General features: G+C 46.0%; 12 protein-coding genes, 1 tRNA gene and 1 pseudogene. 5 read left to right on the top strand and 9 right to left on the bottom strand.

Translation table 11 applies throughout. The features are described 5' to 3' along the window. Positions 1-92: 92 nt before the first annotated feature. A pseudogene (locus H6F44_RS16280) lies at positions 93-446 on the top strand (glycosyl transferase); the annotation flags it as partial. Positions 447-555: 109 nt separating this feature from the next. Here the strand turns inward: H6F44_RS16280 and isiD are convergent. The 3 genes from isiD to H6F44_RS16265 form a co-directional block, all read right to left on the bottom strand. Beyond that, a complete protein-coding gene (gene isiD, locus H6F44_RS16275) occupies positions 556-771 on the bottom strand; it encodes a protein IsiD (RefSeq protein ID WP_242016615.1) in 216 nt (71 codons plus the stop codon). Between the two features lie 45 nt (positions 772-816). Then, a tRNA-Ser gene (locus H6F44_RS16270) sits at positions 817-908 on the bottom strand. A 117-nt stretch (positions 909-1,025) separates the two neighbouring features. Beyond that, positions 1,026-2,321, bottom strand: coding sequence for a DUF4912 domain-containing protein (locus tag H6F44_RS16265; RefSeq protein WP_190352080.1), 1,296 nt, complete (start codon positions 2,319-2,321; stop codon positions 1,026-1,028). Positions 2,322-2,931: 610 nt separating this feature from the next. Between H6F44_RS16265 and H6F44_RS16260 the strand changes: the two genes are divergently transcribed. Further along, positions 2,932-3,414, top strand: coding sequence for a photosystem II protein Psb27 (locus H6F44_RS16260; RefSeq protein ID WP_190352079.1), 483 nt, complete (start codon positions 2,932-2,934; stop codon positions 3,412-3,414). Positions 3,415-3,496: 82 nt separating this feature from the next. Next, a complete protein-coding gene (locus H6F44_RS16255) occupies positions 3,497-4,831 on the top strand; it encodes a sensor histidine kinase (protein WP_190352078.1) in 1,335 nt (444 codons plus the stop codon). Between the two features lie 83 nt (positions 4,832-4,914). Here H6F44_RS16255 and uraD read toward each other — a convergent pair whose 3' ends face one another. From uraD to ahcY, 3 genes are all read right to left on the bottom strand, one after another. After that, entirely contained in the window at positions 4,915-5,385 is a 471-nt protein-coding gene (gene uraD / locus H6F44_RS16250) for a 2-oxo-4-hydroxy-4-carboxy-5-ureidoimidazoline decarboxylase (RefSeq protein WP_190352084.1), read from the bottom strand. Positions 5,386-5,429: 44 nt separating this feature from the next. After that, the gene (hpxO, locus tag H6F44_RS16245; protein ID WP_190352077.1) at positions 5,430-6,599 is read right to left on the bottom strand and encodes an FAD-dependent urate hydroxylase HpxO; all 1,170 of its coding nucleotides are present in this window, start codon (positions 6,597-6,599) and stop codon (positions 5,430-5,432) included. A gap of 228 nt (positions 6,600-6,827) precedes the next feature. Beyond that, on the bottom strand, positions 6,828-8,117 hold the full coding sequence (ahcY, locus tag H6F44_RS16240) for an adenosylhomocysteinase (protein WP_190352076.1): 1,290 nt from the start codon (positions 8,115-8,117) through the stop codon (positions 6,828-6,830). 329 nt (positions 8,118-8,446) lie between these two features. Between ahcY and H6F44_RS16235 the strand changes: the two genes are divergently transcribed. Continuing rightward, on the top strand, positions 8,447-9,076 hold the full coding sequence (locus H6F44_RS16235) for a Crp/Fnr family transcriptional regulator (RefSeq protein WP_190352075.1): 630 nt from the start codon (positions 8,447-8,449) through the stop codon (positions 9,074-9,076). 44 nt (positions 9,077-9,120) lie between these two features. Here H6F44_RS16235 and H6F44_RS16230 read toward each other — a convergent pair whose 3' ends face one another. From H6F44_RS16230 to H6F44_RS16220, 3 genes are all read right to left on the bottom strand, one after another. Then, the gene (locus H6F44_RS16230) at positions 9,121-9,675 is read right to left on the bottom strand and encodes a 50S ribosomal protein L25/general stress protein Ctc (protein WP_190352074.1); all 555 of its coding nucleotides are present in this window, start codon (positions 9,673-9,675) and stop codon (positions 9,121-9,123) included. A gap of 36 nt (positions 9,676-9,711) precedes the next feature. Beyond that, positions 9,712-11,025 carry an adenylosuccinate synthase gene (locus H6F44_RS16225; RefSeq protein WP_190352073.1) on the bottom strand — a complete coding sequence of 438 codons (1,314 nt, stop codon included), beginning with the start codon at positions 11,023-11,025 and terminating at the stop codon, positions 9,712-9,714. Positions 11,026-11,224: 199 nt separating this feature from the next. Then, positions 11,225-12,208 carry a branched-chain amino acid ABC transporter permease gene (locus H6F44_RS16220; RefSeq protein ID WP_190352072.1) on the bottom strand — a complete coding sequence of 328 codons (984 nt, stop codon included), beginning with the start codon at positions 12,206-12,208 and terminating at the stop codon, positions 11,225-11,227. A 275-nt stretch (positions 12,209-12,483) separates the two neighbouring features. On the opposite strand from H6F44_RS16220, the gene H6F44_RS16215 reads away from it, so the two are divergent. Beyond that, complete coding sequence (locus H6F44_RS16215) at positions 12,484-13,647, top strand: GuaB3 family IMP dehydrogenase-related protein (RefSeq protein WP_190352071.1); 1,164 nt, start codon at positions 12,484-12,486, stop codon at positions 13,645-13,647. Position 13,648: the final 1 nt, after the last annotated feature.

Raw genomic sequence — 13,648 nt, 5'->3', positions numbered from 1 at the left:
CTAGATAGGTCATACTTACTATGACTTGACCTATCTTTTTTATCTTAAATCCTCAAATCCCCATCTACTCATACTTCCCATATCTTTTGTCGCCCCGTCAGGATTTGGCGATGCCTTGGTTAAATACTTTAGCCAATAAATTCTTTGCGAGTCTTTTCTCCTTTCTATTAAATCAAAGACTCAAAGATACACTTTGCGGCACAAAAGTTTTATGGCGTAGTGATTACGAAAGAATTGTGGCACAGCGTCATTATTTTGGAGATTTTGATCCTTTTGGCGACTTTGATTTACTCTTCGGAGCAGCCAAACTTAACTTACACATTGTCGAAGTACCAATCCGCTATCAACCACGCATCTACGGAAGCTCTAATATTGCCCATGTTCGCGAGGGCATCGTTTTACTGAAAATGTGCTTGTATGCTGCGCGTAAAATTCGCTTTTTGTAGCCAATATTAAAAGCCAACATTAAAAGGGTTATCATTTTATGCTTAGTAAATTGATAACCTCTTTGATATTAAGTAGCAATTTCGGAAGCCCTTAAAATGTATGGCAACCCTAGCATTCATCAAAGGCTTCGAGGTCTAGTAAATATCGGTAAGGCTCAACTAATGATGATCCTTTAAAAGCAAGCGATCGCAATATATGCCAGTCATTTAAGCTTTCAAAGGCATTATCGTAATCATCACGCTCCAAGCGATCAGCTAAGGCAGCCACATCTGACGCATTAAAATCTTGAGGATTGACATCAGGGACTTCGCCCAATTCAATCATTTTAGATGGATTATTTACCATATAGCTCTATAAAAAGCTTGTGAACGGAGAGAGAGGGATTCGAACCCTCGGTACGGAGTTACCTGCCGTACAACAGATTAGCAATCTGCCGCTTTCGTCCACTCAGCCATCTCTCCAAATTTATCAGGAATTATATATTAGCAGATTACGTACACAATGCAATATAGATTTTCAAGATTTTTTGCAGACAAAAAAATATGCTAGAGCTTTGCTCTAGCATATTTTTTAGAAATCTAGCTAATCCATTCAGGGATTGCTTCTTCCTTAGTATTAGTGCGGCGCTCAAGGGTTTGGCGCTCGAACTTCATATGGATAGCGCGATTTTGTTCGCCATCGGCGGCAACAGCAAAGATTGGATAATCTTGAATGCCGTCTTGGAAAGATGTGTGGAAGCGGAATGTGCCGTCAGCATTGAGTTTGATCGGGCGACCGCCAATGGTGACAGAAGCATCGGGTTCTGTTGCACCGTAAACAATCAATTCCGCATCGGCAACTAGCCAGAATTGGCGAGGACGGATTGGCGTTGACTCGCTAGAGAAGAAACTATAGCTTGAGGACAACATACCGATGCCAGAGTAGTTGATGCCACTGGCGCTAATTGCCCCTGCGCCCATTTCGTTAGTCATCATGCCTGCACCCGATGGAAAGACGTAGGAGCTGATGGATTCAGGAACCATACCGATGCCTGAATTGTGCTGCATAGAGCCATAGAGCGATCCCGCAATGCGTTGTTCTTGGGCTTCACGAGCGATGTTGAAGATTTCATCGTAGGAAGTTTCGCTGGTGGTGGCGGTAGGCTCTGGTTCTGGAGCAGGTTTTTTGCTAGGAGGCACTAGGGTAAAGAAGGTCTGACCCTTGAGGGTTTGATCCCAGGGTACGGTGATGAAGTTGTCTTCTACCCATTCTGAGGGGAATACGGGTGGGACATGAACGACCTTGGAGCGAGTCAGCACTAACCAACGTCCGTCAGCGCAACGGTAGCCTAGCTCAGCTACATAGTCGCGATCGCTGATGGGGATCGGGATGTACCATTCGCGGGCAAGCTCATCACTGTTATACTCCTGTAAGTTGTTAGGAGTTTGGTAGTCAAGGTTGATGTCGGTAGCATCGTAAAGACGCAGTGCTAGTTGCTGACCACCGAGCTTACGCAACTCTTCTTTTTGAGAATTGGGAACATCCCAATATACATAAGCCCATTGAGGATCGCGGGGCAGTAATGTAATGCGGCTTTCGCCATAACCACTGGGTAAGTCGCCTATATTTTCGTCAATGGCGGCAAGTGATTCTAGATTTTCTGCGGTCTCTTCACTACCTAGATTAAACTTTGATGCTTCCACGATTTCTTGGGTCTCCGAATTACTACGATCTGCTTGAGATGAGGCTGGTTCTTTAGCCATTAAAATGGTCTGGATGTCAGCGAGTAACTGAGATTTTCGCATTCGACTATAACGAGAAATTTCTAGTTCTGCTGCTACTTTGCGAAGTTGACGCAAGGTCATTTCTTCTAGGGGAGGACGTTCCCTCGCCATACAATTAACCTCCAATTGTCTTGAATCGAACGGTAGCTAGATACATTCTGTCAAAAATATGTAGATGGTCAATGCTTCTGGAGTGGATATTTGCAGCGATCGCCCCATTCCTTCAACGGGTATTCAGTACAAATACTTAGCTAGAATCAAACAGTGGTAATTGTTAGGGGGATCGCGATCGCTTCTTGTTAGGGGGATCACAATGTTATGTTTTCATGACATTGTGATCCCTAGGGAGTTTTGGGATGGTTCTTGGAAGAGCCCACATAGATCCCCAAGGTGCATTACTAATTAGTAAGCCGTCTTAGCAAGACAGGATTTTAAACCCTATTTTCTGATAAGTTTGTAAAGATACAAGTAAATTACCATTTGCTCGGAAAGCTCCTAAGCGAATTTTTTGGATAAATTTTTAAACTAAGTTAAGAAATGACATAGCCATTTCTTAACTTGAAAACTCTTACTGGTTTTGGTTCTTAGTTCACAAAATTAGTGTCACACTGTTGTGAATTAGTATTAAATGAATTTTTAAGTAATGAGTTAAATAAATTTACTAGGAAATTTTCCAGTCGGCTTTCCAGTAAATTTTTAAGACTAATCTTTTAATGGTGTTATGAAAAAACTGATGAATTCTTGGCAGGCAATCTGTCGTAACGCGATCGCGTTAATGCTAGCGGTTGTGGTTATGATCGCGGGATTTAGCTCGGCTGCCGATGCTGCATTGTTTAGCAAAAAAAATGAATTAACTACTAAGGAAATTCAAGCTCTGGTTAATGCGGGTTTGACGGGTAATTATGTTGCGGATACCACGGATACGATTAAGACCATGCGCGATGCTGTCAACCTACCTGAAGATGCTGAAAACCGTGCTGCTGTGAAGACTTCCGCGAGATATAAGATCAATGCTTATATCTCACGCTATCGTGCTGACCATGATAAAGGCGGGTTATATTCATACACCACCATGTCTACGGCTTTAAATACATTGGCAGGTTATTACAATGGCACAACCAAGAGGGCGATCCCTGTTAAGGTTCGCGATCGCTTGTTGATGGAGTTTGAGCGTGCAGAAATGGCTTTGGCTCAAGGACGTTAAAAAACACCAAGCCTAAGTTAGCGGTTAGCGGTTAGCGATTAGCCGCTAACTTAGTAAATTTGTAATATGAGGGCTATCAACATTGGCTGGGCTGGCGACGATATATGAGGCATTGCATCAGGACGCGCAAACCCAAGGGCTATTTGAGGAGATGCACCAGACTGAGGCTAGGGAGTTTTGGTATCGGGCGATCGCGGTACTACGTCAGTTTGCGGTGCAGATTCCTTGTAAGGGATTATTAATTACCCACCACCCCTATATTTTTGCCAATGTTAAAAATACAGTTCCCAATCTGGAAAACTTAGTTGAAAATTTGGGATTACATCAAATCGATCTCCAAACTTGGGTATTTACCACCAGTAAGTCATCCCTATTTCCTCAAGGGTCTTTACCGATTGGTGATACTCAAGTTGTGCCGATCGCTAAAGCTGATCCCCTTAATCAGGAATGGTTTTGTATTTTAATTACCGAAACCTTCAGTGCTTTAGTGGTTTCTTCGGCAGTCCAGCATAGTTGTCTTTGGTCGCTGCATCCCTATGTTTTGCAAAAGGCGATCGCCACACTGCTGCACCGTTGTCGCCGTAGTGAGCAGCAGTCCCTATTTCAAGCCAAGTTATCACAGTTCCCACCGATATCCCCTTCCTATCAAGTGATGTCGCGATTCGGGGCGATTTTGATGGCGCAGTTGTCAGTGCATCAAGAGCTAACGGTTCCTGAAATTCAGGAGGTCGATATTATTAAGGCGATTACCCATGAGGTACGCACACCATTGACCACGATCAGGATGTTGGTGCGATCGCTCAAGCGCCGCAAGGATATATCAACAGAGGTCAAATCAAGGTTGGATCGGGTTGATGATGAATGCACCGATCAAATTGAGCGTTTTAATCTGATTTTTGAGGCGGCTCAGTTAGATAGCTATGCGATCGCCTTGGAACCAACGGAGATCACGGCAATTTTGAGTGATGGATTTGGGCGTTGGCAAGAATACGCAGGAAGGCGGCAGATTTCCTTAGAAATGCTTTTGCCAAAGGAGATCCCCACTATTTGCAGTAATACGACTTTACTGTCGCAGGTACTCAATGGATTGGTGGATCGACTGATTCGCAGTTTTCCGCCCGATAGCCATATTCAGCTAGTGCTGACCAATGCGGGGGAATATGTAAAATTGCAATTTCAGTCACAGGTGATGAGTCAAGGTTTGGGCGATTTGCCGTTGCTGAAGGCTGTGGGTCAGTGGTTGATGCTACAGCCTGAGACAGGAACTTTGAGTTTAAGCTTGCCCACGACCAAAACGCTGCTAAAAGCTCTAGGCGGTAAGTTAACTGTGCGGATGCACAGCAATAGTGCCGCCTATGATGGGGAGATTTTGACGATATTTTTGCCAGTTAACTCAACTACTATAAAGCTTAATTAAATGTAGGATGCGTTAGTGCAACGTAACGCATCTATTGGCTAAAGATGATGGGTTACGCTATCGCTAACCCATCCTACGGTTACTCAATCCCTAACCGCTAAGGTCAATCGCCATCGTGCAATTTCGATAATTTCGGCGATCGCTCTTTGTTGTTCTAGATCTGGCGCATTGGTGAGCCTAGTCTCAAAGGCTGCCAAAATGCTGTCTTTAGTATGGTTGCGGACGGCAATAATAAAGGGGAACGCAAATTTATCTTTATATGCCTGATTTAACTGCTGAAATTTGGCATATTCAGCCGCCGATAGACGATCTAAACCGACAGTGGCTTGCTCCTGCACGGATGCATCCGCCATCTTGAACTTACTGCCTAGATCGGGGTGAGCGCAGATTAAGCGCACCTGCTCTGTCGGAGACATTTGCAAAACCACCGCCGCCATTGCTTGATGTAAATGTTGGCGATCGCCAAAGGGACGTGCTAACCAAGCCTGAGATGCAATTGTCGGCGTATCTTCAAAAATTGCGCCCAAAGCCTGAGTAAATTCAGATTGGTTCATTTGATTGAGATCGGCGATCACATAGGGTTGTGAGGATGAATTAATCAATGTAGGGGCCCTCCAGTAATAATTTTGGCGATCGCCTTGGTCACATCCAAAGGATTTTCGGTGGCGAGTTGCTGATACCACTTTTGAGTCACTTCAGGATCTTTGCCATGAATGGCTTCAGCACGACTACGAGCTTTGTTGACAATTTCGGTAGTCCTGACTTTGCGCTCCTGTTCATAGCGGCGGAGCGCATCTGGGACACTGACTGTCGTTGATTTTAAATAATTGGCTAATACCCAAGCATCTTCGATCGCCTGACAGCCGCCCTGACCAAGATCGGGGCAGGTGGCATGGGCAGCATCACCCAAGAGCGCGACCCGTCCTTTGACCATTTTATTAATTGGCCCGACATCATGAATATCAACCCTTGCTACGGTTTCAGGATCAATGCGATCGATGAGTAACTGTACAGGCTCTGCCCAACCTTGGAAGTGATGTCTTAGCTCGTCACGATAGCGATCAACTTGGTTAACAGTTCCCCTTGGTAATGGAACGTCAAAAAAGAAATAGAAGCGATCTCCCGCCACAGGCATCACTGAGGCTCTTTTGTGATCGCCCACATAAATTGACCATGTGTCCTCGGCGGCTAAGTCACTGCTCATGGGGACTAATCCGTTCCAATTCACATATCCTGCATATTTAGGTTCAATGCGATCGCCAAGTATATATTCGCGCAACTGCGATCGCACCCCATCTGCCGCCACCAATAAGTCTGCCGTCAATGTACTGCCATCTTCAAATTTAGCGGTGACATCGCGAAAACTATCCATGATGCCAATACATTTAGCCCCTAATTGGAGTTTGCCACCATATTCCAGATAGGTGTCGAGTAAGATCTGTTGGAGATCGCGCCTAGCCACTGGATAGGGACGCTGCCCCACCTCTTCAATCAAGGGCTGTAAAGAAATATGGTTCAGCATATCCCCTGTAATTTGCCGATATTCCATATAGTTCATCGTGCCACCGATCGCCGCCAATTTTTTGCCTAAGCCCAAATGATTCAGCACTTTACAGCCATTTGACCATAGGGAAATCCCTGCGCCCACGGGGCGCAATTCTCGAACGCGATCTCGAACTTCCACCTCATAGCCAGCCTGCAATAGGGCAATACCCGTAGTCAGCCCACCGATACCCGCGCCAATAACAATTGCTTTTAAGCTATCCATTATGAATGACAAATTTTTATAACTTGTATACAGTATACACTTAGGATTGAGATATGGTTAAAAGCTCAGCTTGTTTTGCCATAACAATCACAAATAGCTCTTGCCTCAACCTAGACGACTCAATACTTCGGAAGTTAAAACAGCAAAAGTCCCACAAAGTGAGACTTTTGCTGTTTTGAAATTTAAAGCCTAGCTTTCAGGACTTGGGTGATCCCCAATTCACGGTGTTTATGTACCTTCAGTCCAAGAGTTCAAATAATGCACCTGCTCAGGAGTCAAAGTATCAATCTTAATACCCATCGCTTGTAACTTCAGACGAGCGATTTCTTGATCGATATCCTTAGGAATTGGCACAACCCCCGCAGGCAAATTACCCTTGTTTTTGACCAAAAACTCACAGGCGAGGGCTTGGTTGGCAAAGCTCATGTCCATGACACTAGCAGGATGTCCTTCAGCCGCCGCGAGGTTGACGAGACGACCTTCACCGATGACGATGATCGACTTGCCAGTTTTGAGCTTGTACTCTTGGGTAAAGTTACGCACAAAGCTGGAGGATTCGGTCAAATCACTGAGGGATACGAGGTCAATTTCGAGGTCAAAGTGACCAGAATTAGCCACGATCGCGCCATCCTTCATTACATCAAAATGTTCGCGGCGAATTACGTGCTTGTTACCAGTAACGGTGATAAAAATATCGCCAACCTTAGCGGCTTCACTCATCGGCATGACATTAAATCCATCCATCGCGGCTTCGATCGCTGCTACAGGATTGATTTCGGTGACAACGACACTTGCACCCATACCACGAGCGCGAAGGGCGACCCCCTTACCACACCAGCCGTAACCAGCAACCACGATTACTTTGCCTGCTAACAGGATATTCGTAGCGCGGACAATGCCATCAAGGGTAGATTGACCAGTGCCATAACGGTTGTCAAAGAAATGCTTAGTTTCGGCATCGTTAACAGCGATCGCAGGGAAAGTCAATTTGCCATCCTTAAACATGGCATTGAGGCGCACAATCCCTGTGGTGGTCTCTTCGGTAGTACCGATGATGTCAGGAATTTGATCAGCGTGGTGCAGTACCAAAGTGGTAGTTACATCGCTACCGTCATCAACGATGATGTGGGGACGGTGAGCCAAAGCCATTTCCACATGGCGGTGATATGTGGCGTTATCTTCACCCTTGATCGCATATACAGAAATGCCGTGATCGTAAACCAAGGAAGCAGCTACGTCATCTTGGGTCGACAGAGGATTACTGGCAATCAATACAGCATCGGCTCCTGCGGCTTTGAGGGCGATCGCGAGGTTAGCAGTTTCGGTCGTGACGTGGCAGCAAGCAGAAATGCGAATACCAGCGAGGGGCTTCTCGGCGGCAAAGCGATCGCGAATCTGACGCAATACAGGCATTTCGCGGCTTGCCCATTCGATACGTTGTTTGCCAAGAGGCGCAAGGCTAATGTCCTTAATCTCGTGCTTTACAGTCACGGCTTCGGGTGCAATGGTTGTGGTCATGTATAAATTAAAATTTTGCAAAATTTGCTTACATTATAGCAATCAGATGGGATTGGTATATAGCAGTTTTGACCGATCCAAAGTCAAAAAGCTCGCAAGGGGCGCTTGTGAGCTAGAAAGTAGCAGACACCCTGCCTGCATTACAAGAATTTTAAATTTATAGGTCAGGCATCTTGCCTGAACAGGTTTTTGCTTTTTTTCAGGTTTTTAGGTCAGCACCAAGCGTTGTCCTAGGAAAACTTAAGGGAAGCTTATTTACTTAATAAACTAGGCTTAACCTATAAGTGTCGAGAAACACATAGTATGGCTAATGTGTACCTCACGCTCTTATGACATATACGTTTTCTGGTTTTGATCTTAGTTCCACTGACTTGGTAACTGATTGGCGGCGATCGCTTGAAGAAATTTATCGCGGTCGCACCATGCACAATTACAAAAGTGGTCAAATTGTTCCTATGTACCCCCATGAAGTTTGGGTAGTATGTCGTGGTGTTGTCCAGCTTAATACACTGCATCCTTCGGGGGACGAGGTGCTAGTGGGCTTCGCGGTTCAAGCCATGCCCTTTGGTCTGCCTCTCACCAACCTTGACCCCTATCAGGCGATCGCCCTCTCAGATATTGATCTGATGCGGTTTACCCTCAATGAGTTGGAAAACTCTGCCCAGCTTTATCAAGGTATTTTGCAACACCTCAATCGTCGCCTTCAGCAAACTGAATCTTTGCTGGCACTGGTCAGCAACAAGCGCGTTGAGGAACGCTTACGACAAATTTTGTTATTGCTCAAGCAAGAAATTGGCATACCCATCGATGGTGGCACAAGACTTACTGTAAGGCTCACTCATCAGCATCTAGCTAGTGCCATCAGCAGTACCAGAGTCACCGTTACGAGGGCGATGAAACTTTTACAGGATGAAGGCTGGCTCAAGATTGACCGTGATCGCCATATCATCCTAATGTGATCAAAAAAATGAGCCGTGCTGTGAGCGCGGCTCATTTTTTGCAATTACTTCTTCAAGATAGTTACCACAAGCGCCGTACCATCGGTTACAGGCTTAACCCCTTCAGGATATGCAATTTCATTGACGTGAACGCCTTTACCAATTTCTAGAGGGGCAATGTCAATCTCAAAGCTGGAAGGTATATTGCTAGGAGCGCAAGCAACACGCACAAAATTCTTGATGGTGTCTATGGAACCACCACCAACTTTTACGCCCACAGGCACGCCTACAAAGTGCAAAGGAATGTCGACTTCAATTTTTGACTGCGACTCGATCGCAAAGAAGCTTAGGTGATATACCGAGTTTTTGTAAGGATGATTTTGAACTTCCCGCAATAGGGTTTTACCTTTAAAGTCTCCGTCAATCACGTTCACTTCGATCATTGTGTTATTGATCGTTGCTTCGCGCAGTAGAGTTGTGGTTTCTTTGGCATTTAAGCTAATCGCAATGGAGTCTGCACCCTTATGTCCATATACGGTTGCGGGGATTTGACCATTGCGGCGTAGCGCACGGTTATTACTTTTGGGAGAGCGGGTGGAGGCGTTTATTGTTAGTGACATGGATTTGATTGGTGATTGGTGATTGGTGATTGGTGTTTAACTTCTTAACAAACCACGCTTGGGCCCGTGAATTGGATCTTCAACGATGATGGTTTGTCCTCGACTTGCGCCGAGGGAAATAATGGCGATCGGGATCTCCATTAGGTCAGAAAGAAATTTGAGATAGGTCTTTGCTTCTGAGGGCAAATCCTCAACGGTTTTGCATTCACTAGTCGAGCGCTGCCAACCCGATAGGGTTTCGTAGATCGGTACGGCGCGGGCAAAGGCACGGGCATCGCTAGGGAAGTCGCGTACAACCTTGCCATCAAGCTCGTAGGCTGTACAAACTTTGATTTCGGCAAGGTCATCAAGAACGTCAAGTTTGGTTACTGCCAAACAATCAAGTCCATTGATGCGAACTGCATAGCGTCCGATTACGCCATCAAACCAACCACAACGACGTTTGCGTCCTGTGGTTGTGCCAAATTCAGCGCCGCGATCGCCTATCTGTGCGCCAATAGCATCATGTAACTCAGTGGGGAAAGGTCCTTCACCAACACGGGTTGTATATGCCTTAGCAACACCAATGACGCGATCTATACAGGTTGGTCCTACGCCTGCACCAATGCAAGCGCCGCCAGCAACAGGATTAGAAGATGTGACATAGGGATATGTGCCATGATCAAGATCTAGCAAGGTTCCCTGTGCGCCTTCAAATAGGATGTTACGGCGCTCACGAATCGCTTCATCAATCTTGAGGGAAGCATCAATGACATGGGGGCGCAAACGCTCAGCATAGCCCTGATATTCGGCAATGATTGCGTCTGCATCAAGGGGTTCTAAATTATAAAGCTTTTCGAGAATGATATTCTTCTGTTCGATCGCCCAGCGCAATTTCTTAGGCATTCGCGCTTGATCCATTAGATCAATCATTCTGATGCCAGTACGCTCTGACTTGTCAGCATAGGTCGGACCAATGCCGCGCCCCGTTGTGCCAATCTTATGCTCAGCGCGTTGATCTTCGGCAGCACGATCTAGCACCCGATGGTAAGGCATGGTGACATGGGCGGTCTGTGCGATAAATAGGTTTGCTGTTGACACGCCGAGTTCGGTGAGGCGATCCACTTCTTCTAACAACACCTGCGGATCGATTACCGTGCCACTGGCAATGATACATTCCGTTTTGGGATACAGGATTCCTGAAGGAATTAGGTGCAATTTGAAGGTGCGATCGCCAACGACAACCGTATGTCCTGCATTATTACCGCCTTGATAGCGAACAACAATATCTGCGGAGCGGCTTAGCAAATCGGTAATCTTACCCTTACCTTCATCACCCCACTGCGCCCCAATAACAATTACATTAGCCAAGAGTCTTTATGCTCAATAAAATCTCACAATTTATGATTATCGCAAATCTTTAGTATTGTTGTCAATATAAAAGTTGTTTTTTATTTAATGAGATTTGGCGCTTTGCGCCAAATCTCATTAAACAAGCTAATGCAATATTTCGATCGCTGTGCCGCGTTGGAGGAGTGAGTAGATTTCGTTCTAGTTTACGACCCCCAAATTAGCTGTGTGGTGTGGCGTGCTGTAATTTATTGATTAATTTACGGATTAATTTATTGATGGATTGCTGGGTGCTTTTGACAAATTCGGGCGTAATGATGCCCTGCGGATAAAAAATTGTGCCGATCACAATTAGTATTCCAAAAATAATCAAGCGTCCATCCTTGAGGAATTGACCAAGCCATAGCGGTATGCCATTGACAGATGCGATCGCCCGCAATACTTCAGGCAAAGCCGTTAGTACAATGCCACCCACCACAGGCCCCCAAAAAGTACGCGAACCACCAATCAACACAAATGCTAAGAAGATAATACTGGCATCAAAAGTTCCCTGCCGCGCATTCCATGTATTCAAAAGATGGGCATTGAGTCCGCCCACCATGCCTGCCAAAATTGCCGCGAGGGTAAAAGCCAATACCTTGTAATAGGTGGGATTTATGCCCATGGCATCGGCAGCCAGCTCATCCTCACGAATCGCAATTAGGGCGCGTCCCACCCGAATTTTTTCTAAGCGGTACATAAAAGCAATGCTTAGCCCTAAGAGCGGCAAAGCAATCCACAAATATTCTAGGGTGTTGGTAAATGGCTGGGGAATGCCAAAAATACCGACCGCGCCGCCCGTAATTTCTAAATTCAGTGCCAGCACTCGCAATATCTCCACAAAGGCGATCGTGGCGATCGCCAAATAGATACCCTTTAACCGCAGCACCGAAATCCCTAAAATAACCGCCAGCAGTCCCGACAGTAAACCAGCCACTAGCATTTCTAGCAACACATATGCCACAGGGAAATTAGTGCCTGTCGCCGTCACAGGTAAGATCTTGGTTGAGGCGATCGCTGCCACATAGCCGCCCAAAGCATAAAAACCTGGGGTTGCTAAGGATAACTGCCCTGCCATTAAGGGCAAATATACCGAGATTCCTAAAACTGCCCCTAAGACTGCCGAAACAATCAACAAACTGTAGGTATTGAAAAAATCAGCCATTGCTTTTAGTCATAGACTAGATGTCTAAATAATACCAAAGCACAAAATGGCATACAGCCTGTTATAGCTTCTGTTGTGGATTAAAGTAATACAGGGATATTTTTGAAAGTGTGGCAGAGTCGCGCTTTCAAAAAGTTCTCTGAGTTTTAAGTCAGCGTAAAGCGCTGTAATTAGTTATCATTAATCGATAGGCAGAAATACGTTAAGAAATTATTAAGTTTTTTTGCGATCAATTAATCCATCACCTAATTTCTAGACAAGAGAGTACAAAAACAGTGGACATTCAAATTGGGCGTGGTAAGACTGCACGCAGAGCCTATGGCATTGACGAAATTGCACTAGTCCCCGGAGGTAGAACCCTTGATCCCAAAGTCGCCGATACCCATTGGGAAATTGGGGGCATTCGCCGTGAAATCCCCATTATTGCTAGTGCGATGGATGGAGTGGTCGATGTCGGCATGGCAGTTAAGCTGTCGGAATTAGGTGCTTTGGGGGTAATTAATCTAGATGGCATTCAAACAAGATATGAAAACCCCACCGAAATATTAGACAAAATTGCATCTGTGGGTGTAACTGATTTCGTGGCGCTGATGCAGGAGCTATATGCTGCCCCTGTCCAACCTGAATTAATCCAAAAACGCATTCGTGAAATTAAAGCCCAAGGTGGGATCGCCTGTGCCAGTAGCATACCTGTCAATGCTTTTAAATATGGGGCGATCGCCGCAGAAGCAGGCTGTGATCTATTTTTCCTGCAATCCACAGTCGTCTCCACCACTCACGTTGCCGCCGAGGGGCTAGTATCCCTAGATCTCGCCAAATTCTGTCAAGATATGCCAATCCCCGTAATTATGGGCAACTGCGTCACCTACGATGTCACCCTAGAGCTTTTGCAAGCAGGGGCGGCTGGGGTATTAGTGGGTATTGGACCTGGGGCAGCTTGCACCTCAAGGGGCGTACTGGGTGTGGGCATTCCGCAAGCAACCGCAGTTGCTGACTGTGCCGCCGCCCGCGAAGACTTCTTTAAAGAAACGGGGAAATATGTGCCGATTATTGCCGATGGCGGTTTGATTACTGGCGGTGACATTTGCAAAGCGATCGCCTGTGGAGCCGATGCCGTGATGATTGGCTCACCCATTGCCAGAGCCAAGGAAGCCCCTGGAAGAGGATTTCACTGGGGTATGGCTACCCCTAGCCCAGTCTTGCCACGCGGCACACGCATCAAGGTGGGGACTACAGGAGATTTGCAGCAAATTTTGTGTGGTCCTGCGGGACTTGACGATGGCACTCATAATTTATTAGGTGCACTCAAAACCAGTATGGGAACCCTTGGCGCAGCTAACATTCGCGAAATGCAAGCAGTTGAGGTGGTAATCGCCCCTTCGCTATTGACTGAAGGCAAGGTTTATCAAAAGGCGCAGCAGTTGGGTATGGGCAAGTAGT

Source organism: Pseudanabaena cinerea FACHB-1277 (assembly GCF_014696345.1).
Lineage (GTDB): Bacteria > Cyanobacteriota > Cyanobacteriia > Pseudanabaenales > Pseudanabaenaceae > Pseudanabaena > Pseudanabaena cinerea.
The sequence above is the reverse complement of the archived record's forward strand: the minus strand, read 5'-3'. Positions and strand labels throughout refer to the sequence as shown.

Coding starts and splice junctions, on each gene's coding strand:
- isiD (WP_242016615.1), bottom strand. CDS start 771: ATGATTGAATTGGGCGAAGTCCCTGATGTCAATCCTCAAGATTTTAAT.
- H6F44_RS16265 (WP_190352080.1), bottom strand. CDS start 2,321: ATGGCGAGGGAACGTCCTCCCCTAGAAGAAATGACCTTGCGTCAACTT.
- H6F44_RS16260 (WP_190352079.1), top strand. CDS start 2,932: ATGAAAAAACTGATGAATTCTTGGCAGGCAATCTGTCGTAACGCGATC.
- uraD (WP_190352084.1), bottom strand. CDS start 5,385: ATGAACCAATCTGAATTTACTCAGGCTTTGGGCGCAATTTTTGAAGAT.
- hpxO (WP_190352077.1), bottom strand. CDS start 6,599: ATGGATAGCTTAAAAGCAATTGTTATTGGCGCGGGTATCGGTGGGCTG.
- ahcY (WP_190352076.1), bottom strand. CDS start 8,117: ATGACCACAACCATTGCACCCGAAGCCGTGACTGTAAAGCACGAGATT.
- H6F44_RS16235 (WP_190352075.1), top strand. CDS start 8,447: ATGACATATACGTTTTCTGGTTTTGATCTTAGTTCCACTGACTTGGTA.
- H6F44_RS16230 (WP_190352074.1), bottom strand. CDS start 9,675: ATGTCACTAACAATAAACGCCTCCACCCGCTCTCCCAAAAGTAATAAC.
- H6F44_RS16220 (WP_190352072.1), bottom strand. CDS start 12,208: ATGGCTGATTTTTTCAATACCTACAGTTTGTTGATTGTTTCGGCAGTC.